This is a genomic window from Thalassoroseus pseudoceratinae, assembly GCF_011634775.1.
Lineage (GTDB): Bacteria > Planctomycetota > Planctomycetia > Planctomycetales > Planctomycetaceae > Thalassoroseus > Thalassoroseus pseudoceratinae.
In genome coordinates this window covers 681,118-703,820 of the sequence record NZ_JAALXT010000001.1, presented here as the reverse complement: position 1 = coordinate 703,820, position 22,703 = coordinate 681,118, and the positions used below count along the sequence as shown (strand labels likewise).

General features: G+C 52.4%; 20 protein-coding genes and 1 tRNA gene. 10 read left to right on the top strand and 11 right to left on the bottom strand.

Translation table 11 applies throughout. The features are described 5' to 3' along the window. Positions 1-64: 64 nt before the first annotated feature. The 3 genes from G6R38_RS02540 to G6R38_RS02530 all read right to left on the bottom strand — a co-directional run bounded on the left by G6R38_RS02540 (position 65) and on the right by G6R38_RS02530 (position 5,013). Positions 65-2,104, bottom strand: coding sequence for a P-loop NTPase family protein (locus tag G6R38_RS02540; RefSeq protein ID WP_166820102.1), 2,040 nt, complete (start codon positions 2,102-2,104; stop codon positions 65-67). Between the two features lie 99 nt (positions 2,105-2,203). Further along, entirely contained in the window at positions 2,204-3,586 is a 1,383-nt protein-coding gene (locus G6R38_RS02535; protein WP_166820101.1) for a hypothetical protein, read from the bottom strand. 128 nt (positions 3,587-3,714) lie between these two features. After that, complete coding sequence (locus tag G6R38_RS02530) at positions 3,715-5,013, bottom strand: hypothetical protein (protein WP_166820100.1); 1,299 nt, start codon at positions 5,011-5,013, stop codon at positions 3,715-3,717. Positions 5,014-6,330: 1,317 nt separating this feature from the next. Here G6R38_RS02530 and G6R38_RS02525 point away from each other — a divergent pair. Then, positions 6,331-6,404 (top strand) — tRNA-Arg (locus G6R38_RS02525). A 196-nt stretch (positions 6,405-6,600) separates the two neighbouring features. Here G6R38_RS02525 and G6R38_RS02520 read toward each other — a convergent pair. The 3 genes from G6R38_RS02520 to G6R38_RS02510 are packed head-to-tail and all read right to left on the bottom strand — an operon-like array spanning position 6,601 to position 8,895. Continuing rightward, on the bottom strand, positions 6,601-8,025 hold the full coding sequence (locus tag G6R38_RS02520; protein ID WP_166820099.1) for a hypothetical protein: 1,425 nt from the start codon (positions 8,023-8,025) through the stop codon (positions 6,601-6,603). A 6-nt stretch (positions 8,026-8,031) separates the two neighbouring features. Then, the gene (locus tag G6R38_RS02515; RefSeq protein ID WP_166820098.1) at positions 8,032-8,529 is read right to left on the bottom strand and encodes a helix-turn-helix domain-containing protein; all 498 of its coding nucleotides are present in this window, start codon (positions 8,527-8,529) and stop codon (positions 8,032-8,034) included. 45 nt (positions 8,530-8,574) lie between these two features. Next, on the bottom strand, positions 8,575-8,895 hold the full coding sequence (locus G6R38_RS02510) for a hypothetical protein (protein ID WP_166820097.1): 321 nt from the start codon (positions 8,893-8,895) through the stop codon (positions 8,575-8,577). Between the two features lie 760 nt (positions 8,896-9,655). Between G6R38_RS02510 and G6R38_RS02505 the strand changes: the two genes are divergently transcribed. The 9 genes from G6R38_RS02505 (at position 9,656) to G6R38_RS02465 (ending at position 16,113) form a co-directional block, all read left to right on the top strand. Then, positions 9,656-9,919, top strand: coding sequence for a hypothetical protein (locus G6R38_RS02505; protein ID WP_166820096.1), 264 nt, complete (start codon positions 9,656-9,658; stop codon positions 9,917-9,919). A gap of 307 nt (positions 9,920-10,226) precedes the next feature. After that, entirely contained in the window at positions 10,227-11,897 is a 1,671-nt protein-coding gene (locus tag G6R38_RS02500; RefSeq protein WP_166820095.1) for a hypothetical protein, read from the top strand. Between the two features lie 466 nt (positions 11,898-12,363). Beyond that, positions 12,364-12,948, top strand: a complete 585-nt coding sequence (locus G6R38_RS02495; protein ID WP_166820094.1) for a hypothetical protein — start codon at positions 12,364-12,366, stop codon at positions 12,946-12,948. Between the two features lie 182 nt (positions 12,949-13,130). Continuing rightward, positions 13,131-13,433 (top strand): hypothetical protein, encoded by a 303-nt coding sequence (locus G6R38_RS02490; RefSeq protein ID WP_166820093.1) that lies wholly within the window; start codon positions 13,131-13,133, stop codon positions 13,431-13,433. Between the two features lie 153 nt (positions 13,434-13,586). After that, positions 13,587-13,871, top strand: a complete 285-nt coding sequence (locus G6R38_RS02485; protein WP_166820092.1) for a hypothetical protein — start codon at positions 13,587-13,589, stop codon at positions 13,869-13,871. Then, on the top strand, positions 13,861-14,319 hold the full coding sequence (locus tag G6R38_RS02480; RefSeq protein ID WP_166820091.1) for a hypothetical protein: 459 nt from the start codon (positions 13,861-13,863) through the stop codon (positions 14,317-14,319). Before G6R38_RS02485 ends, G6R38_RS02480 begins: the two co-directional genes overlap by 11 nt. Next, a complete protein-coding gene (locus tag G6R38_RS02475; protein WP_166820090.1) occupies positions 14,319-14,690 on the top strand; it encodes a hypothetical protein in 372 nt (123 codons plus the stop codon). Before G6R38_RS02480 ends, G6R38_RS02475 begins: the two co-directional genes overlap by 1 nt. 74 nt (positions 14,691-14,764) lie before the next feature. Further along, positions 14,765-15,517, top strand: coding sequence for a hypothetical protein (locus G6R38_RS02470; protein WP_166820089.1), 753 nt, complete (start codon positions 14,765-14,767; stop codon positions 15,515-15,517). 80 nt (positions 15,518-15,597) lie between these two features. After that, a complete protein-coding gene (locus G6R38_RS02465) occupies positions 15,598-16,113 on the top strand; it encodes a hypothetical protein (protein ID WP_166820088.1) in 516 nt (171 codons plus the stop codon). Between the two features lie 229 nt (positions 16,114-16,342). Here the strand turns inward: G6R38_RS02465 and G6R38_RS02460 are convergent, their stop codons facing one another. The 5 genes from G6R38_RS02460 to G6R38_RS02440 form a co-directional block, all read right to left on the bottom strand. After that, a complete protein-coding gene (locus G6R38_RS02460) occupies positions 16,343-17,077 on the bottom strand; it encodes a MerR family transcriptional regulator (RefSeq protein ID WP_166820087.1) in 735 nt (244 codons plus the stop codon). A gap of 151 nt (positions 17,078-17,228) precedes the next feature. Further along, the gene (locus G6R38_RS02455; RefSeq protein WP_166820086.1) at positions 17,229-18,173 is read right to left on the bottom strand and encodes a hypothetical protein; all 945 of its coding nucleotides are present in this window, start codon (positions 18,171-18,173) and stop codon (positions 17,229-17,231) included. A 147-nt stretch (positions 18,174-18,320) separates the two neighbouring features. Then, positions 18,321-19,568, bottom strand: coding sequence for an MBL fold metallo-hydrolase (locus G6R38_RS02450; protein ID WP_166820085.1), 1,248 nt, complete (start codon positions 19,566-19,568; stop codon positions 18,321-18,323). Beyond that, the gene (locus G6R38_RS02445) at positions 19,565-20,842 is read right to left on the bottom strand and encodes a PIN-like domain-containing protein (protein WP_166820084.1); all 1,278 of its coding nucleotides are present in this window, start codon (positions 20,840-20,842) and stop codon (positions 19,565-19,567) included. Before G6R38_RS02445 ends, G6R38_RS02450 begins: the two co-directional genes overlap by 4 nt. Positions 20,843-20,865: 23 nt before the next feature. Further along, a complete protein-coding gene (locus G6R38_RS02440) occupies positions 20,866-22,698 on the bottom strand; it encodes a DUF262 domain-containing protein (RefSeq protein ID WP_166820083.1) in 1,833 nt (610 codons plus the stop codon). Positions 22,699-22,703: the final 5 nt, after the last annotated feature.

The window sequence follows — 22,703 nt, the reverse complement described above, 5'->3', positions numbered from 1 at the left end:
CAAACGGTCGAAGTGTCGTGGGGAATCTGACCGTCAATCTCAAACCAAGTTTGGCTTCGAAGGGTTATTCTGCATCCTGTTCGAGTTCATCCATCCGAGCTTGAAGTTTGGTGCACGGTGCGTCGGATTGACGAGAAACGTTTTCGGCACGGACCAAGTCACGGACATGCCGTTCGATCGTCCCGGCTCTCGCCAACAGGTGGGACCGAATCGAGTGAATCGCTTGCTGCGCGACGGTGCGTGTCTTCTCTTGGAACATGGCTTCGTAGTGCACCCCCTTGGCGAGATCTCGCACCAAATTCTCGTGCCCTCCCACGAACAAAGTCCGATCCAGAAAGGACGGGAACATTGGGATGCCGGTGACATCGGCTTCTTGATCGCTTTGCAGGTGCGTATCCCAAATCTCCAAGGGCGTGGCGGATTCGTCGCCGACGGTTGGCAGTTCCACCTCAGGAAGTTCCTCGAACCTTGGTCGCCAATCGTGGTAGAGCGTCTGGAGGATTTCGTCACGGACCGTTTGCGCGAGGGTGGATTCCAGTTCCTTCGTGTCAGATCGAAATTTTTCGTCGGCATTGGCAAATCGATCGTGTGCCTCCGCCGATGTCCAAAGCTCACGGAATCGCTCTCGTAATTCGTCACGAAGTCTGACAGCCTGCCGTTCGAACTCTTCACGTTCCTTTTCGATATCCAAAAGCGTTAGCTGGAGTTTTGACGATGCTTCTCGGGCAATCGCGACATCCTGATCGTCGGTAGTGGCCCGTTTACATGCACGTCGAAAGCGAGCGGCCAGACTTTGTCGCAACGTGCCCAATTCGCGTCGGCTTTCCTCGATCAGTTCGTCCCGAACCGACGTAGCGATTGAGTTCCGCAGCAACTCTCGCAACGCCGGAAAACCGCCCTTGTTGAACAAGGCTAAAAACGCCCGACGCATTCCTGCCCGTTCGTCGGATTGCAATCGCGATGGGAGTGGATCGTTGTCGGCATTTCGCAATCGAGCGGCGAAATGCTGGTGAACGGCCTCCTGTGAAGCGTTCGCCCAGGCAGCACAAATCATGTAGACCCGGGAAATATCCATGTCGTAACGCTCGAGGAACTGGTCGAGCGAATCGAATGGATTGGGCATCTTCGCCGATCCTTCCAGACCGTCTTCCATCAGGTTGTCCCATCGAGTGATGATCAACCAAATCCGGCGGTTCCGCCGACGCCCATGCCAGGACCGCATCTGCTCCATCAGCCAGGTTTCGACTTCGGTTTCGATTCGCTCCGGATTGGCCAACAGCAGCACGGCATGCACATTCTCCAAATGCTCTTTCGCGGTCCATCCGTCAACTTTACTCGCCGCGCCCGGACCAGGAAGATCGAAGAGCTCAACATTGCTCGTGAGAAAATCCACCGGCATTCCCAGGCGAACATCCCAGAGCAGAGAGTTCCCGGTATCCGCTCCGACAACATTCGCGACATACCGTTCTCGGTCGGTAAAGTCTTTATCGCGGGACGGCGGGCTATTGATGAGTGCCGCACGTGACTCGGCGGTCTTGATCAAATCTTTGAGGGCCTTAACATCCTCTGGATTGATGCTTTCGCCATCGGCCAGTGTCGCACCCCGGTCACTACGAATCGCCGGGTGTTCCGCGAGTTTGACGAGCAACTCTTGATTACTCAATTCCGGTGATAATCCGGTGCAATGACATAGAAAATCCCGTTTTTTCTGATATTGTTCCTCATCCATATAGTGAAGCGACAGCGACTCGGATTCCGCGTAACGCAACCGCGTGACCGCCGTTGTGATACTCTTCCCGGCACTACTCGGAAACGGATCCGTGCCATCCGATGAGGGACCAATAATCGAATTCAACGCCTTGGACTTGCCGACACCGGTTTTGCCGATGAAGGCGATCTGGAAGTGTTCCCGAGTGATGGCACGCCGAAGTTTTGTGAGTGATTTCTTCGCCGCCATCAATTCCGGGTCGTCTTGGTACTCATCACCAAAGGCGGTCTGGAACATATTGTACTGCTCGACGACACGATTGTACTGTCGCACGATCCTGTCGCGATCCGCTCCCTCCAGCAAACGGACATCCGCAGTTTCGAGGGTATTCAGCATTGCAATACTAGGGCTCGCAAGTTGAGAGAAGAGACAGACACAAATCAAAGCCGTGTTCAAGTAACAGCCCACTAGAAGCCAGTCACTAGCTAGTCAAAACTAGTTGTCTGTCTCGGTTGTTGATTCATCAGGATTGGCATTCTTAACGTCGTCGAATTCGTCATCTTCGATCCGACTCCCCGTGACCCATTTGTTGTCATCCGTCGAAATGGTCTCCAATCCATCTTCACCCGATTGAAGCATCACCATCATCGAAATGCCTGGAAAGCTCTCCAATAGTTTTCGACGTTCCGGGGCGGTTCCCAGCTCGAACCGTCGGACATAGACGGTTTGCGATCGACCGCCACCGTTATCCCGAATGGTAGGCGTCAAACGGTACCATTGCGGGGACATGCCAGCTTTTAACGTCACATTCGGGAGTTCTTCGTCTTCTTGGGGTTCGTCGGGCGTTTCCTCACGTCGCTTCTTCAAGACCAACTCCCCACGATCGTAGGTCCGGAAATCATTCCATTCTTTAAGCGATTTCTGCGTGTCCTCTGCCGACAACGGAAGCTTGACAAAGACGTCTGTGATCGCCGGCCGATTCACTGGAACCTCGACTAGAACATAACCAGGAGTGCGATTCGGAAGTGGTTTTGTGCGATCGACCCCGATCGACGCCACGAAGAACCGAGTATCGGAAACTTCCTGAATCCGATCGACGTATTCGTTGATGCGTTCGTCTTGCAAGCCCTTTCGCAACATGGCCGGAGTACCGACAAAACCTTCGAATGTCACGGAAAAGCACTTCTTGATCGCCGGCCAGTCACCTGAGTAGGTTTGGTCCGGCTTCCCAAATTCGGACGCCACGACGGTATACGATGCCGGAACGTTCGGAAGAGTAATTCGGTATTGTTCACGATCCTTGGCATCCAAGCCAAGCGATGTGACCGCTTCCTGATCCGGCGTGAAAGTGTCGGAGTTTTGATCGTCGTCAGCCTTGCCAACATAGTTGACTTTGACGGACTTCAGGAACGTGCCCGGCTCTTTGAGAATCAGTCGGTAACTATCAAGGTTGTCATCTTGTGAGATTTGATAGTCTCGCCCGATGAGCACACCATCGGCGTCTTCGTTCTCAGGTTCGGTTGGCCGCGTTTGAGCGAGCAGTGCTTGAAATTCGTCGAAGAATTTCGGCGAGATTTGACGTGCACCGGGATTGCCCGGTTTTTCATCGAATTTGCAATCACCATAAATCGCGGCTCGTTTCATGGTTTCCTCCAGAATGCCCGAGGTCATCAAACGCGTTCCGCCGACTTCAACGACCATGACCATCGTCGTCGATGGCAGTACCGATGTGGTCGCAGGAGTGTCTGGAACCGGAGCACGGTCGATCTCCGGCTGATCTTGTCCAAACGCAGGCAGCGTGGCTACGAGGACACCGAGCATCATCGTGACGCGGAGCGGACCTTCAACGCAACGTCCAGAACGAGCATTTGCGAGCATGAACTCTGTCTCCGTTGACTCAAGTTGGGGCAACAAAAATAGCAGTACGTCAGATAGCAGCAGCGTAAAGTGAAATTTCGAAGCGAGACATTGGGGACATTACCCGAACCTTCAATCTCCGAGTGTTCTCATTCAGGTTCGGGGGGCCCGGTCAATGTGCCAAGGTCCGACAATCGCCGATTGAATTCGCGAGCCGTTCGAAGTCGCGGGTAGTTGATGAGCGTTCGCAAAAACTCAATACACTTCTGCCGTTCGGCGGCTAACTCCGGAGAGAACTCACTCAAATCGACCCGTGCGAATTCCTCCATCACGGTGAGTTGCTCGGTCAACTGTTGAAAAGCCGCAGATCGCTTGGACTCCTGTTCGAAGTCGTTGCGAGTGGACGAGAAATCTTGTTGCCAACGCTCAAGAATCTCCGTAGCACGTTTTTCCAGCGATACTTTCTCGGGATCGGAAAGTTCGGTTGCCCCGCCCTGCTCCTTGACGATACTCACCCAATTCTCGGTCAAGTCGACAAGGGCGGACGACTCCAGATCAACAGAAGCGAGCGAGTCGTCAACTTCTGTTCCATCGGGGACTTCATCACCCTGTGGCTCAGGTGGCGGAATGTTTTCGCTATTGAGATCTGAGACAACCGGTGGAGCCGGTGGCTTCGGCCAAAACTGAATACCCAAACCAATGAGCAGTGCAATGAGTGCGACGAATCCCAGTCCCACCAAGATCAATGGTCCACGCGATGGCGAATGTGGCGGTGGCGTTATGACGGCTTTAGTGAAGTGAGCCGACGGCGGCGTTTGCGAGAGGACTCGACGTAACTTTTCCACGGCATCTGATCCAGGATCACGGAACACATCGACTATGTTGTTCCAAAAACGCATCGACTTGGTGCGATGATGGCTTTTGATTTCTTCTAATTTGATCAGGTCGTTCGACCGAACTCCTAGCATCAAGAATTGCAGCAGTCGAATCAGCAGTCGAACGTCCGCCTCAGGATCGATTGGTTGATCCGCGAAGGCCGTCCATTGTTGTGTCTCGATCGGTTGGTCCCAAAAGACATGACCTATCGGCGGTTCACGCATCCATTTGGGGGGAATCAACGCGTTCTCAGGAACACAAAAACCATGGTCCATCGGGTGGATCGTATCAACACCGTTCCAGACCGCATTTTCAGCCGTCAGCATGCCAAGACCACGTTGTTCGGCGTGCAATCTCTCGGTGAGATCGATCAATGCAGACGCGATTTGATCCAACGCGGTAAGTTGGGCTTGAGACGGGCCATCGCCATGCGGCGAATTCCCAAGCTGCGTGGAAAATTCCGCAAGCGAGGTCCAGTGATCCAAATCTTGACGGTTCGTGCTCAGCAGATAATTCTGCCCACCAAGGCTTTCCCAAGTCGAAGACAGGGCGGCAGGACTCGGGTAGTTCACGCCAGAGTGAACACTCCTCACGAGACCCGATCGGTGAGATGTGCCGGCTGCGTCTTCATACCGCATTCGAATTGCGACATGACTCCAACTGCCAACTCGATCTGAGAGGTCAGCTGCTGATGCGGAATCACGAGTTTCGGAACCTGGCATCGATAAACCTTCACAGTCAAAACAGCTCGGTTCGCAACCATTGCTTGAGGTCCACCTTCTCAATCTCATTGATCGCAATCAAAGCGGAATCACGGACAACGTCGCAAAACTGATTCCGTGATTGGGCCGATATGATGTCTGAGTTTTTCGTCAATGGACGGCTTCGAAAGTTCGATGATCTCAAGTGCAGAATGGCACTCATCCTCGTTGGCAATTCGGAGTCAAATGCCAATGATCTTGTCCTTTTCGGCACAACGCGATGAACGTGTGATGATCTGAACATCGTCGTCAGTATGCCCGTTTGTAACTGTGGTTTCAAGCACGCAGCGTGAACCATGAAGCAGCCGTTTCCCGTGGCCAGTCAATCGGTGTGGATGCCAAGGAATTTCAACGCTGCGGCACGTCGGCAGGTAATTCATCGCGGGATACGAGTCCCGTATCAAAAAGCTCACTCACCACAGTCTCGTCATTCGCAAAAGCTCACCTAGCCATCGCAGAGCAATCAAGGTGAAGCAACTGGACCAATAACGTTCTGATCATCCAGCGGAAAAAAATCGAAACTGTCGCCGACCCTGCAGAGATACTTTGCGATCATCAATACCGTCTGTCGGCGAGGATTCTGCTGACATCGAAGACAAGTTCGTCGATTCTACGCTGCCGCGAGTGTCGCCGGGCACGCATTCAGAAGGAGCCCAACGACCGGACGGATTCAAGAATTGATACCTGAATCGGAATGCTCCCCACCTCAATGGCTTCGTCGTGTCGTCGACGCGAATCAGCCAGTCTGGAGTTCTCCGACGCAATCACGGAACCTCCCCCACCCCAACATCCGCCAACTTGCGAAACTGTGAGGATTTCATGGTGGGCCCAGACCCCAGCCACATGGTCGGTCTGTTCACAGTTTCACCGACAATCTGCATTCAGTCAGTGTCCACAGCTTTAGCCGGGAATTTCGATACTGTCGCAAAGGGATGTATTGTCCAAGGCAGCCGTAGAAAGAATAGCAAAAACTTCCAGCGGTTTTTGGTGGGGATTCTAAGGTCCACAGGGTTGTCAGCCATTCGAGCCCCCGCTATTATTGCGTGCGAACAAGCCAATCACATCTGAAAATCAGTGTGATATGGCCAAACCTGACATCACATCAGGAAAAAAACCAAAAACAGCATTGCACCCCTAGCTCAATTGGATAGAGCATCGGTCTACGGAACCGAAGGTTAGAGGTTCGAATCCTCTGGGGTGTACTCAGAAAGCCGTGACCCACAAGGGTTTACGGCTTTTTTCGTTTTCGGCACTTCCGCTTCGCATTTTGCAATCCTCAAAAATCCTCAAATCTGTACCTACCTTTGGTTCGTCGAGGGTTTCGCTGGCGCAAAAACGAACGGCAGTCGGGTGACGACTGCCGTTCATGGATGACCGCATTGCCGGGGGCGAGCCAATTCAGCCTGCCTGATCTCGGCGGCGAAGTTCACCGCTCAGCCGCTCCACTTCGGCCCAATCTTCCTGCCGGTACGCCTGCTCCAATTTGGCAACCAGCGGATCGATCACCCTCGGAGTGTAGCCGTACCGGATCAGAACTTCGGTCGGAAGGCTTGTTGCGATTCGCTCGAACATGCGATTACTCTTGGCACGAAGTTGTCGCTCTTTTTCCTTTGTGTAGTGGGTGGTCATCACCCGTACATTCACACAGGCATCCTCTGCGATTTTTTCGTTCTCGGCCTCACCGTCCACGGCTCCCTGCAAGCCGGTCTTGCGAAAAACGTGAACGCAGGCACTCCCATTCGGCAGGCTTTCGGACCAATCAGCAATGCGGTGGTAAAACCAATCGCCGAAGTTGCTGGGATCAAAATCGGTTCTGACTCTGCCTGCGTGGCCTTTGTGCCCATAATCAAGATAGTGCTGCCGAAGTTGCTGGGGATACGCCCCGAAGACATAATCGCCTTCCGTTTTGATTCGCAGAAGGTCCTCGTACAGGCGACTGGGAATCCTAAACCACTTTCGGACTCCCCATTTTCCAACGATGTCGAAGTGAACCTCATCAGCGGTGAGTCTCAGTTCACTCCATTTGAGGGACGAAATTTCCCTGCGGCGGGCGTAAGACCACAGGAAGGTCTGCGCCAACAAGGGGGCGACGGTCACCGTGGAAAAGTTTTGCTCAAAGTAATTGAGAACGCTCAGCAATTCATCGGGATCAAACTGGCGCACATCGACTGGATTGTTATTTTCGATCCAGTTGAAGTCTTTCCACGGATTGCCTGTGAGGAGTTTCTCTGGCGCTACGACGTTACGAATACACTTTTTACCGGCATTGACGCTCGCTCGCTCGAATGCTGCTTGCAGGGCAGTGGACCACTTCAACACCGTGTCCACTGAAAGTCGCTTGATGGTGTCATCAGACAGTTTCTTTTCTCGTTGCTTGTCGCTGGCGTACTGCACCCGCCAGATTTTGGGCAACTTCACGGCTTCGTCTTGGAAACGGGAACAGTCGTCGGCTGTGGCAAGGGAGATTGGAGAGACGCCTGTGATTTGCTGGAACGCTGAAATTGCTTCAAGGCAGCCATTCAGAGTTTCTGGTGCCGCATTGGTTCGCTTGAAATGTCGGCGTTGAATCTCGACGAATTCATCATCAGACATTGAAGCGAATTTAGAATCGGGAAGCTGACCACCGTTTGAGAGCATGCGTTCGACAGCTTGAACGGCGGCGTCGAAGTCTCGTTCTTTGGTTGCTCGGCGAGTTGGCAATCCCTTCCAATAGACGTGCCAGGATTTTTCACGTCCACTCGGCGGATGCATGGTCACTGAGCGAGGAACGCCACCGACGATGATCGTGATCTGCTTTTTTTCTTTTTTGGGTTTCCTTGGCATGTCTGGCTACCGCTCCTCGATCCAATCGTCAATCTTGTCTTTCCAGAATCGCCAATACTTCCCTTCACCGGCCTTGGGACAGATGCAGGATTTGGGAATCTCGCCTTTGCGAACAAGGTCGCCGACCCACTTTGTCGAAATTCCGAGTCGGGTGGCGATGTAGCGAGTGCCGACCGTGGTTCGCTTCGGCGGATCGAAATGGTCGGCAACTCGCTCAAAAGCCACGGCGATTCGTTCCAAGGCCACGATTTGCCTCTCGGAAAGCGAACCTCCCGACCCCTTGAAACCGAACGGCCTCCAGAAAAGGACCGTCAAGCCCATGCCGAGGACGAAGTTTTCTTTGTCGAGGATCAAATTCCTATCGACGTAGCACAGCAAGCCCGGCTCAAGGTTCAAGACTTCCCAGAGCGCTTCTTCGACCTGAGCGACGGTGTATCCAGCGATGTTCAATTCAGCATCATTCGGGCCGTAGCTGATGTGATTGAGTTGTTCCAATGCAACCATTTGATCGGTTCTCCTTTGTTTGGAAGTCACGGGCATCGGACGACATTAGCCTTCCTGAATATGCAGGACGTGGCTCAGTTCTTTCCAAAGCTCGTGTGCGTCGTCGCTGTGGATTTCCAGGTAGGCATTCCGAATCGAAATCGACACATGATCGATTTCCTGTTCGTAGATCGGAAGATCGACAAGCACGCCGCTGTCGGCTGTATCGGATTCATCCGCTTCACCTTTTACGAAGGCGTTGAGTTGCGTCTGAAGTGCAACCGCTTCATGTTCGTCGATGCAGAGCATCAGCCACATCGATTCGTTTGGAGGACCGAAAACCAGATTGATTGAGTCGTCATCAACCCGTGCGACTTCGATTTTCATGGCACATTTCCTTCATCTCTTTGTGGTGGGTTGGAGTGCGCAGACAATCGGCGCACGAAAATGCCCAAGGCTTCGATTGAATCGCCACGCAAGATCAGCCGCCTGATATGACGACAGTCGTGGCTTGTGGAGCGGATACTTGCCGAAGTGCAAGCTCTCTACGGTCGCTCTTGCCAAGCTGGGCAGGGTGACCAACCCTTTGCTCCGCATCATTCTACACGTCGATTTCGGAATGTAAAAAGCGAATGCTGGAGTCGAAGTTGAAGGGAGCCGTCCTGTCATTCAGCGTAGATAGGATGAAGTTCAGGCTCGTTGGATGAGGCGAAACCAAATTGCTCTTAGTGGCCCATCCTGATTGCGTTAGAATACCCTCAACTTTCTCAAACCTTCTCCAACTGGCATCGCACGCTTGCGATCCCGAAGCCGCAAACGCTGATCGGCTTCGATACGGCCCCCGATCTCGAAAACCGATTTTTCGTGATTCGTCGTGGGCAATCTAGTTTCAAGATTCTTGTCGCATGCCGTGCGAAATTCGATTTCAAGTTACTAGATAAAGTCATGAACCAATTCTTCTCGATGTCTGACTGTGCCCGGCTGCTTGAAGTGGCCGAACACAAGATCGTTTACGCCCATCGTTGCGGCAAACTCCCCGAACCGAAGTTCAGGCTGAGTAACCGTAGGGCCTACACAAAGAACGAACTTGAAGCGATGGCGGCGTACTTCGGACGGAGAGCAGAAGAAATAGATGAGGAACTAGAAGATGACTGACCCAAACTACAAATGGGCTAACCTGACCACGCTTGGACGAATGTTTGGAACAACAAGCCATGTCACTGGCAAGTGGCTGGTGGAATGCGGACTCCGCACCGAGGACAAGAAGCCGAGCAAGAAGGCGTTCGATGAGAACTTTGTGACGACCACCAATACTGGCCGTGGAAGTGGCTATTACTACGTGTGGGACAAAGACAAGACGGCCAGTGCCTTGGAGGCTGCTGGCCACAAGCGAGCCGAACTCGACGATTAAACAACAAAGCCCCGCCGGAACCGTGGCTGGCTCCGGCGGGGCATTACTTTGAGTACATTCGATGACTGATCCATCATCTGCTTTATGTAGAGTAACCGACGAACAAAATCAGCGCAATACTGATGAGATTTGGCATAACGGCCAACCCGCATGCCCGTTGGAAGACTGGCAACTCGAAATTCTTCAATCGGAAGTCACGCTGTTGCGTGAGGTCCACCCGCAACAGTTCGCACTCTACAAACACTTGTTCGTGGACTTCTTTCCCAAAGGCTCGTTTCACATCAAGGACTCATACCGAAGTGGCTTTGTGGAACGGAAGAATCGCAAGACTGGAAAGCCGCAGGCTTTGTTTCCCGATCTTGCTGACAACATCCTTGAGCAGCACCTTGACCTGACGAAGCACAAGGAAGTCTGCGAGTTTGTCAACGGCAAGCCCGCCAGAGATGACGATTTCTGTTGGCTCGGCCTGCACGCTCCCAAGGCATCGACCATCGAAGCAATCGATCTGGACAACAAGGAAAACGTCCTCGGTTTTTCCCGCATCGATGATAAGTGGATTCCGGTCGCCCCCGTGACGCTGGGGCAGTTCTTCAAGATCAAACGGCTTTACGATGCCTTTCCAAACCGAGTTTGGTGCATTTCGTCGTTAACGATGGGCTTGCACGTCTGGGAAAAGCACCCCCGACCCAAGTCCATCACAGCCATCGAGAAAGATGTCCGACCAACGCTCGTGAAACTCGGACTCCCTAAGACCGAAATCCATCCGATGAAGGGCCGGTGCCTTAGACGGCCCTTCGGCAAGCACTATGTCACGATCACGCCCGATGGTTTGCTCGAAGACTGGATGAAGCAACTGGAATTCTTCGTCAGTCCACATCCCTTATCGTTCGAGGATGTCTTCAAGGGGATCATGCGAGTTCAGGTCGACTGGCTGAAGCTAACTACATCCAGCCATCGATTCGAGATCAACCACAGGAACAAGGACCATGAGTTTCTTCGGAACGGTCGTCCAGATGGAGACAAACTGATGGCCAACATAAACGATCTGTTCGAGTGGGCCGACGCCGGATTCAAAGTAGATGCAAGCATCCTGGAAGGCCACGCTGCTGCGGAGCAGCAGCGTGGCCTGGTCCAACCTACCATCCCACAAAAAACCGGTTTTTCGGCGACCATCGACCTCAAGAAGGTTTGCGACGGACAATGGATTCAGAACTGCTGCGGTTGGGCAAAGGACGGACTTCCCCACGACGATTGCTTCTGGTTGGTCTACCACAATCTCTGCGTGTGGTTTTATTTCGTCGAGTTGTTTCACCTACCTGAATCAGAGCGAATTGAGGAAACGCTTGCACTTCTGGTTTCTCATGCAACTTTCAAGAGCAACGGCTTCATCAGCAATTCAGAGCCGATTGAGCAAAGAATGCGAAGGCTCGTCCTTCACACGATTGAGAATGTAGAAAACAAGTACGTCATGGCCCGGATCAGGCAAAAGCGATCCAATGGTGAGTACCGGCAGTTGTACTGTCTAGCTTCCAACATGCTCACGCCGAATGCAGTGCCTATCGTGGCAGAGAAGGATAATAACTCTCCTTCTCTCCGTACCTCTTTACATGTTGGTGCGTTTGATGGTTTCGTGCCGGAAGATAATAGCGGTGTCCTTGATACGGAACTTCGGGAAAAGATGCATCGCTACTACGAGAAGCACGACATTACGGTGAAGAAAAAAACAATCACCAAGCTCGTCAAGTTCGTCAATTACCTTGTTCGGCACAGATTCAAGGCAATGCTCGATGGCGAGAGACTGAAGGTACTTGGGTTTGGGGATGGGCGGCAGAGGAAACACCTGGAACACCTTGACTCCATGAAGATCATCCACCGCCTCGACTACTGCCCAAAGAAGCGAATAGCCCGCATATACAGTGTAAGAAAAGAAGTGCGAGCGTTGTTTTACGAAAAGAAGCGGCAGAAGGTATCAGCATGAAAGTGATGGTTAGTAACCTGCTTTTTCGTCGTTACTAAATGGTCAGCACCAAAGCCCACGCTCGCCGGTAGGCGAGCGTGGGCCTTCCTTCTGGGCCGGGACGCACGAAAACTGATCCCCCTGCATTTCTTTTCCAATAGTGGCCAAGCAGCCGCTATCTCGACACTGCTCTACGATTTCGACCGTGGACCCTGATCCTCTCTTGTGATCAGGACATTCCAGCGTGTCTACGCTGAAACGCTTATGCACATTACCGGAAAGTTTTTTCAAACTTATTTCGTCGGTGATTCTGCTGCGTGAAACGCCGCAGCCCCCATGAAATACGGCATTTTGTGTTTCAACTTAGCTGCGGGGAGGCCACCGTATCCAAAGTGAAGGTGCCTAGTAACGAATGGCTTCCGGCTCGGTATGCACGGTTGTAGGCGGACCACAGTAGTCGGCCAATAACCGTTGACCGGAGAGTCCAATGCCAAACACCCTCATCCACGGCGCATACGAAATCTCCCAAGACTTCTCTGGCTACACCCTCGATCAAATCGAACTCGCCGTGGCCGAGGTCATGAATATCGAGCCCGGCGTCACTTCCGTATATGTCGATGGCCAGCGTGTTGACGACCGATCCAGTTTCGTTGTTCAGGATAGACAGCGAGTGGAGTGGATGAAGGAGGGTGGTGAGAAGGGAATCGGTGAGGTTGCGACTAGGGAACTGTTCTGCCGGTCATTTCGAGTCAACGAAACTGAGTGGGAAGAATGCCTTGAAGCTGGACTTGTAACGGCTTCACTCAAACACACGGCTGTATTGTTCGTGGACGACGGAGCGGAATGCCTGGAGCGAGTTCGCAGAAGGCGTGAAAGCGCTCCGAGCCTTGACCGTCTGAATGAGACGGAGCGTGCGATTGTAGACGAGTTGATCGGCGGGGCGCATCTCACCGGCCAAAAGATTGCTGACGAGGCTTCATGCAACTTCAATTCCTACTTCAAGGCGACCCTCGCTGCCTTGGTAAAGGCTGGCGTAATCCAAAATGACCACACCGGATACTTCATGTCCTGACTCGTTCTTGCAATGTCAGGACCGACTTTCCTGAACGTCCCAGGTAAAGTTCCATCGTCGTCGCCGAGTTTATGGCGTTCGATAACGTGTCGTTCATTCTCGCTAGAGGTTGGACGAAGCACAAATGTTTGGTTTGGTCACCCGCTCCTCCGTGAGCGGGTACTTCACAGAAAGGGATCGAAATGAGAACCAAAACCATTGTCCTCACCAAAGTCGAAACAATTGAGTTTAAGAGCCACATTGTTGTCAAGTTGCCGGACAACATCACTGATGATCAGGCCATCCAAGCCGCCGAGCTTGAGTTCTCTTTTGTGCTTCCCGAATATGGAAGCTGGGAGGAGACAAACATCATTGACGGCGAACTTACTCAGATCGAATTCATTGATGAGGAAGTTGGCGTACCTGAATGGTACTTCGGACATAGGGATGACGGCTCGGTATTTGTGGATAAGGTCGAAAATGAAAAGTTGAGGCTGATCCCGTGATTTGGTGTGAGCCCGTGGCTGCAAGGGGTATGTCGTCCATCAAGTCTACAAGGCGACGATGTGGAACAATGCAGCAAAATAATTTTCAGACTCAGCTAAAGGATCGTCGCCCAGCCACGATCTAAAAAGCAACCAACATAAGGAAAACAAACAATGCCCCATAGAAACGACATTCAACTCGCTATCTGCGAACAGATCATGATGATGGACATCGATGGCTTGGCGGACCTGTGCAATTCGCTGACGGGCTCGCAACTTTGCAATCCTAATCCTAAAAACGAGACGGTCGAGGGAGAAGTCTGGCTTGACGATTACGCCAGTTTCAAACCTTGGCTGTCCTTCTTGCATTACACGCTGCCTGAGCGGTTCGCATCTGACGGCAATGCAATCTCGCACGCCGAGGAATCCAAGGATGAAGTTAACGAGTATGAAAACTAGGAACTGCCCCGACTGCGGTACTGCCCCCGGCCAGCCGCACAAAGACGATTGCGACATCCAACGCTGTTCGGTCTGCGGTCAACAGCGTGTGATTTGTTCATGTGACGGTCATGATCCGGCGAAGTCGTTTTGGACGGGGGAGTGGCCGAAGAATGTGGATGGTACTTTGGCCGACCTGTTACCGTCTCAAAACCACTACTACCTGCTAAGTGATGGGCACCGATACGCCCAGCACGGCCAACGCTACAACCACGGTCTGCTCGTGTTCGCCAATCTCGAACGAGCCGAGCAATTCTGCATGACTGTTGGCAAAAGATTACCAGCCTTTCGTCCGATTCGAGTCCCGGTGGTTGACGTGTTGCTGGAAATCGGACGGGTGGGAGCGGTTTGCCGAGCCGATGCCAAAGGCATGGTCGTTGGGCGAGTCGTTACCCAGGAGGACGAGTAATGAAACTCTACACCTGCTGCCCTCATGACACTTGCGGCTCGTTCCAAGGGGCTTTGAACTGGCTCAAGTCGCACGGGATCGAGCCGTCTCTCGAACACGACGGCGAACATCACTTCTTCGATTTCGACATGCCGGAAGAATGGTCCGTGCGACGGCAAATTGAATTCAGGTGGGAATTGGCTCACAAGACTCACGGCATGGTCTTTTGCCGCTGTGGCGAGTGGCTCGACGAAAACAAAGAGGGACAGGTCGGCAAGTTCACCTGCAACGACTGCGGTAGTGAATACCTTTTCTGCAAGAACTGTGATGCCTTCGAGAAATGGTCGGGGTGCGATTGCAGGGAGGATCACCGAACTCAACACGCAGAATAGTTTTCAGAATCCGCTAATGGATCGTCGCCCAGCCACGATGTATGAAGCGACCACACCCAAATAGGAACAAACACATGGGATTCACCATTCACTACACCATCGAAACAGCCGAGCAATCCGAGCCCAACGCCCGGAGGCTTGTTGACCAACTCCATCAGAAAGCGATTACGCTCGATCTGGTAAGCGTCAGCGACTTGATCGAGTTGACGGGCGCTGAATGCGATCTGGAATCGTGTGACGGTTCAAAACGGCCTCTGGTGTTCCAAGGCTCCGTTGAATTCGTCGATGAAGACGAGTTCGTGATGGAACCACCTTCCAAAATCATCGCTTTCGTAACCCACCCCGGCTCAGGCTCCGAAGCTGCAAGGTTTGGCCTTTGCCAGCGACAAAACGGCAAATGGAACTTCAGTTCGTTCTGCAAGACGCAGTATGCGTCGAACGCCAAGTGTGGCGGACTCGACAACTTTATCAAGGCCCACAAGTCCGTTGTCACGATGCTCGACTACGCCAGCGAGATCGGCTTAACGGTCAAGGTGAAGGACGAGAGTGGGTATTGGAAACACCGAGACACGGAAATGCTGAAGTTGCCGACTACCAAAGCAAAGCCAAAGTTCCTCGGCGTGGCCATTCTGGCCCGACATGATCCCAACGGGCCTTACTCGAAAGACAACTGCTACTTCCGCACCGCCGTGAGTGACGAAGAAGCTCGTGCTGGAGTCGAACTCCACGTCGCATCGGACCTGCGGGAGCGGTTTCTCGAACTGGAGCGTCAAGGTTGGGTCCAGTTTGATGAGGAGAAGCGGCGGAAGTTGATGGAAAAACCATGAACAAAGAACTTCCATTCGGAGTGTTGTGCCGGGGTGTGGAAGTTGCGGAACGCAAATGGTGAATTGGCGAGGGTGGAGCAATGAACCATGACGACATCGAAATCGACATGAACGAAATCAACGCCTACATCGCAACGCTGAAATTCGTTGACGAAACCGCCGAAGCCTACTGGATCGGTGACACGTCTTGGGACGACAGATCAATCGACTGGTGTGAACCGCACCAGGGGTATATTCTTTTCTGTCTCGGAGACATGATCTCAATGTCACTTTCGGGCGTGCAGGCGTTGCGGCTGGTCTACGACATCGCCCTAATGTGCAGCGAAATACAATCCGACCTGTTTGAGTTCCGTTCGTGTTTCATCGAAGATGAATTTCCCGGCATCCGAGACGTTGCACCGGACACCTACTTCACATGGGATTGTGGACTGCAATTGAATGTCGGTCACACTTCCGTGCATGTGACGGAAAAATGCGCCGTCAGCATTTACAATGCTCTTGAACCGCTGGTGAAAGACGCTCCGATGGTGAAACACAATCTGGGCCTAAAAGCGATCAGAATGAAATACCCTTGGGTGACTCGTTCCAACAATTAGATCAAGCCGAAAAGCACCATAGCCCGTTGTCGCCGAAGGCGACAACGGGCTATTACGTCCAGTCCTACCGACGACCACCGAATCTAATTTCCATAACGCCGCCACCAACAAACCACAAAGATCACCACCTGAACCGGATTCTAATTTCGATAACATCGGTAGGCGTTGGCGGGTTTGGGATGGCGGTGTTGGAGGGAGTTCCGGGTTTGAGCGAAGTTGTTTCGATGGGTCAAACACGCAAGTGCTGCTCGAACGCTTCAACCAACTTGTTCATCACTGCCTGAAGCTGATGAAAGTCAATCCAAAGCTCGCCAGGAGGCCCTGGACTGGCATAGCGGAAAATGTCCGACATGCGATCAATCTCGTGGAAGTCCCACAATCGATCTTTGATCCAACCAGCTAATTGATTGCCGCATTCCGCTTCGAGCGACCGGATCAATCCGCCTAAGTCATGATGTTCAGGCGGATTCTCCAAAGCCGCCTTCAAGTACAGTTCAATCGTGTGCCGGTACAAGAACAGAATTGGGAAGTCCAATTCATGAGGTTCGAGTTTCTCTAATGCGACTTGAACAAGCTCATCTGCGGCCAACTTGTAGGCTCGTGCTACCTGACGCCGATCACGGCACCCCATGCCGCCAATCACGGCACCGTGCCGCCATGTTTCGTCAATCTCGCCGGGCATGTCTTGGAAGATTGGCGTGTGCAAACGGGCGACTTCGACAAGCGAGTCGTCGTACTGGCGACCGCTGTTGAGAGCGTAATGAATATCGTCGGCCTCGCCGTCCATCTCGACTTGCTCGGCGATGACTGCCAATACACGGAGATCGCTCTCCGTAAAATGACGTTCTTTGCCGCTCTCAGGATTGGCTGTCAGGCTCAGGTACTCGGCGAACTCAGTCGTCCACCGCTTCACAGAGTCACGGTCAACGCCGACGATTTTTGCTACCTCCGAAATGGTTGCCACGTTTTTGCTTTCAGTTCATGATTCCAAGCTGCACGGATACTTCCTTGCCTTTGGGCAGTATGGTCCACCATCGAGACAATGGGATAGCAGCGGAGGTTCGGGCCACATACGCCAGTCACGACACGCAAATTCCCTGACCTACTTGTTCAGGTTACCGCCGAAACACTTTTGGGTTCGACAAGGAGGCGAAAGTCTCGATTTCATCAGCCGTTGGAATGAAGTGAACAATTTCCCGTATCCTCGGGGCAGCTTGGAGGACGACTTTCAGATTCTTTTCCAAGTCTGGAGCCACAACTGCTTTTTGCTCAGAGACGATAACGTATATCCCCAGAGAAGCATTGCCCTCTGGGATTTGGGGATCATGAACAGCAGGACGAAGCCCTCTCGCTGTCCGTGCAATTCGTAGAATCATCTCCCTCTTGGCATGCACGGCGAGTGCGCCGAGAAGTGCCTGCAAAGTAGCTTCAAACATTTCTCCATCGTCTTGTGGTCCCTTTACCTCGATGACACAAAAACTTCTGTCAGCTTGACGGACACCTAGCCCGTCAGGTTTCACATAATCTTGGCATCCAAGTCGGAAGTAGTTCCGTTTCGATGAGATTCCAAGGTTTAGTTCCATGTTCAACAAAGCAAAGTCGAGGCTGCTCTCACCAGTCGGAATAAACCTGAGTTCGCCTTGGGATCGGCAATGCTCAAGCATCCGAGATGTCCAGCCAATCCCCGTCGTAGTTGACTGAAGATGTGATGAGTCGTCGTCGTCCCAATGATTGAAATGATCTTTGTTCTTGATGCAAGCGAGGCGCTGCCTCCAGCTTTCCAGCAATGTTGCAAGTTCGCTCGTCCGCTCGTGTGCTATGAGCGGTTTCACTTCTGATTTGAAACGGTCAACAAGCCGATAACCCGGCACTGTCTGTGCCGGTAGACGCACGATGACTGTTTCAACATCGTCGGAGCCCGAATCGTCTCCCGCTGAAGGCTCGACTGGCTCTAGCCCGGAGGCTTGATTGCGATTCGAGAGTTCAGTCCGCCAGAACTCATGGTCGGTCACGGAATGATAGGGGGCATTTGCCTCCCTACTGTCAGCGTGATCAAGCAACTCTCGGATTTCGTCGGTCGTGTAATCCCGATTTTCGCTCGCAGGATTGACACGAAAATCCCGCAGACACGAACCAGCGCCGCTGAATGACCAATGAAGCCATGTATCGGGTTCAATTGATGGTAGATAGACAAATCTAGCCATAGGTTACTCCTCGTTTAGACACCACCATTCCCCATCATCATGAAGCTCAACATTGTCGAACAGTTCGACAAACCGCTGCCGGTCTTGCAAGTGTACTGGAACGGCCTTGGCATCAGGGAAAGCCGCTCGTAACCGTTTCAGGTCGGGAATGGATGCGTGACCTGATGTGTGGCAATGAACGATTTTCAGCCCGGCCTTTTTCACCCAATCCACGAACCACTGTTTCTCAGGCTGTTCCAGATAACCGCCCCACATCGAGCAGACGACGACGGCACCATCCAGACAACGGGCGGCTTCGAGATCACGAATCATGCTGGGGCGGAATAGCATGACCGAGTTGGCTGCTTCATTTGCGAGGCGCTCAGGGAAGATGCGGAACTGCTTGTAGCTATCGGAAATGTCGAACGCTCTTTCCTGGATGATTCGATACTTCTGGCTCTTGGGCAGGAAGACTCTGATTCCGTTCCAGTCGGCCTGTGGTATTCTCTTATTGCCGGTCGCACGCAGCATCTCAGCCGTGTACATGTCGATGATGAACTGCCGGTTGGCTCGCCTGCATGCCTTAAAGATGGTCACGATTCGGTCGATGTTCTGGCCCGAACACCAGACCAACGGCATGCCAGCAGTCGGTTTGAAGACTTCAGCCAGCTTTGGCACCAACTCATCTTCCGTGGGAAACGTGTGGTCATCTCGCCCGATGCAGGTTCCTTCCATCATCAACACGTCCACGTCGGTGGGCGGGTTGATGATTAGCTTGTCGATCAAGCTCGCCTTGCGACCGTGTGCCCGGAAATCCCCAGAGTAGAACAGCCGCTTCCCGTCCGCCTCAACCAAGACGGCGTAGCTGTCATACGCCGAATGGTCCACAAGGAACGGCGTTATGGTGAAAGGGCCAAGTGTGATCGGCGTTCGGTCTTGGAGATGGACGACGTTTTGCAGTTTGACGCCGCCGGGCGAGAACAGGGCCGATGCCGAAAGAATCGCTTCAGCCGCTTCTCCAATCAGGAAATTAGTTTCCGCTGGAAGCCTATGAGCCAGACCGTAGTGATCCTGGTGCGGATGAGAGATCACCACGCCTAAGAGCGAAGGATCAGGAGCGGCGAAGCCACTGATAGGATGCAATGGAAACGAGTCAGCGTCGGCAACGTCGAGAGGCAAACCGACATCCAGCACGATCCGCTGACCCTGTGATTCGATCTCGACACAGGTGCCGCCAATTTCTTTCGTGCCTCGGTGGATGCAGATATTCATTTTGCGCCAAATCGCCCGAACTGCTCATTGAGTTGGCGGGTGATTTCCTCTAGTGAATGAGAATCAAGTTGCCCCGCCTTCATTTGTCGATCAATTTCCTGAGCAATAAACTGCTCTTTCGCTCGCTGAAGCGGATTGGCATCAAACATCTCATTCATGCGGCGTATTGCTTCATCCCTGGCTTCCTCATATCCCATTGTGGCCGACAATTGCTTGGTCAATTCTGTCATCACGTTGAATGGCTGCTGTGTTGCTGCCGCACTCCGCTTCTGTTCAGAAGCCGCTTCCTCTAATTCCTGAATCCCCTCAACGACTTCTTCGTCTACGCCATAAAGATCGAGCAAGGCAGAAAGTTGCACCATGTGGAATGTTTCGCCGTTTGACTCACGGCGAAACTCGTCAATTAACTCGCTTCTGGGAAATATGCCTTGCTTGCCAGTACGCTCCATCCAATCCGCCTTTTCATCTCCACTGATGAAAAGAACCGATTTGTGTTCTTCCTTTCCCAATTGGATCAGGGTGAGCCAAATTAAGTAGTCTCCTATCCCGCCATCGTCTTTACCTGCATCTTTGTAGCCCGGTGGAATCTTTAGCTCGGATCGCCGCACGACCTCCTGATAAGTCTTCTCTCGATCGAAATCGGTGGCTCCTGCTGGATCGATTACACTTTCTACCGGGAAGCACTCTCGGTACAAGTTGCTAACAGGGTCATCCCAGGAGTAATTGGAAATCACTCGCTTTATCTGGCCTAGCTTCTTCCGAACGAGTTTCACCTGCTCTTTCAATTTGTCGCAGAGTTCATGGCACTCATCGTATTCCTGCTGGCCTTCAAGAAACGGATAGCGGGGAATAACTGCTTTCCCCCAATCAGACTGCGCTCGCTCAAACGCCTGAAGTGGAGCAAGAAGATGGTCGCCTCGGTGTGTCACAAACTCTCTGGCAACTTGCCCTGGCAGGTAAAGTCGCTTTTCGACAGCAAGCGACTTGAAGACTTTCGACACTTCATTGATGCTGCGTGCGTCTGTCTTGAAAAGCAACAGCAAAACATTCGTGTCAGGTACGACCAAACCAGTCTTGGCTAACTCGTCAACCGACTTCGGCTGAAAAGATATCAGGCTTGCCGCATCAGGATATACATCGTCACGCAGGAAAACCTGCTCCAGCGACGGAGCCTCTTTGGCTTCCTCACCCGCTGTTTGTTGCTGGGTAGGTTTGCTCGGTGAACCCTTCGTCTCCTTTTTATCTTCGGGATTCGCCTTGTTGTCTTTTGTCATCTGAATTCACCTACTTGCGTTGTCTAAGCCTCAACCAACGATGTCTTCCAAACGTCCTTCACTAGTTCGGCTAACATTGCTTGTCGTTCATCGATGGTGCTTGCCGACCAGTCAGTGAATGACTTCAGACTTTCGTTGATGCGGTTGATGCTGGAGTTTTTTCCGACCGTACTGAGTTCGACGATGCTGGTCGTAAGGTAATGCTTGCACTTCTTGTATTCGGGTTTCTTATCCTCGAAGAAGTCGTTCCCAGCAACGATGTTGATTGGCTTCTCCAGCAACGTGAAGTTGCCGAGTCTGTTTTTGTATTCGTCATAATTGGCTTCAGGGTTGGCTGCACTGAAACTCTGTCGCAGTTCGGCCTCCGGCGTATTTGGCAGGATGTGTTCGATCTCCAACGCCATGTAGTCGTCGAGCGACCCCGCCGTCTTGACTCCCATGTACGCCATGTCCACATGCTGAGTCAGTTTTGCGAGCAAATAACGAGTTCGGTATTGTTGCATCGACCGAATCGTGTACCGCTTTAGGGCGTCCATGAGTTCGGCGGTCTTGGATGCCATGCTTGCCTGGAACCGCTTCTCGATGAACTCGTTAAGCTGCTTTTTCTGCTCCGATTCATCCTTCAGTTCAGCAATCTGTCGCAACTCATCCGCCCACATCGAGAAGCTGCGTTCCAGTTCTCTAGTGGGAGTCTTCGTGAAGATGTAGTAGAACAGGAAGCTCTCCAGTTGCTCTACAAAATGGTCGAACAACGGCTTTGGGAAATTGGCCACGGCCAGGAGCAAGACGTAGTGCAAACTGAATGCCCCGCCGCAGAGCCTTTTCAGATTTGCCATTGGCACGTTGGTCTGGCCGTCATTGCCTTGGCCAGATGAAAAGGCGAGGTAGCTCTCGACGTTGCGAATTATTTTGCGCACGAACTCGAAAGGCTTTTCCTTGTACCTGCACAGTTCGGCATTGTCCTTCTCGACGAACCAGTCGTAAATCTCATCTTCACGAACAATCTGGTCCTTGTTGCGAATCTTGTAGTTCGCCATCAGGAAATAACGCAGGAACCGAAGCGGCTTCTCCTTCGCTCTTTCCAACGGAGCAGTGATTTTCTTCCACTCGTTCTTGAGCTTCGTGAAGTCATTCTGGTCAACCTGCGTGAACAGCAAGTTCTTGAGCAGGTCCATTGGGTTCAGACCGACGCCTCGCTCATTGATCGTCTCGAAGATTTTGAGGGCACTGCTGACATCCGTCGAAATCTGGATGAACACGACATTGTTCGCAAGATATCCCCAGAGCTTCTTCAGCTTCGGTTCGTCCTCGTAGTTGTCGAGTAAGTAGCGATAAACAGTTCCGTAAGCGTTCAGCAGATTGTCGAGCGAGCCGAACCGAGCAATCCCGGATTGCTGGACAGTCATCGAAACCTTTTCGGGAACATCATTTTCGGCCACAAGGCAGTTCATCAACTCATCAGCGTTCTCGTAGCGGGGCTCCAGTTTTAGGCTGGTTTCGATGTCGCCGGTCTTCGTGGCGTAGCTCGTTGAGATCAGCCCATTCACAAGTTGAAAGTGCTGAGGACTGTCCTTGAAACGGTGCCGCATTGCGCACAGAAGGAGGAAGAATGTCGTAAGGCGCTGCTGTCCGTCGATGACCTCGAACTGATTCTTATGGGAACCAGGAGAGACGAGGATCATGCCGACGAAGTATTCCTTATCGGAGCCAGACTCGATCTGGTCATCGATGTCGTCCAGAAGTTGCTGGACTTCCTTGTCCGTCCAGACATATTCACGCTGGTAATCCGGCACGACATAGAAGCACTCCCGGAATGCTTCTTCAATGCTGTACTTGTAGTTCTCGATTCTTGCCATTTTTT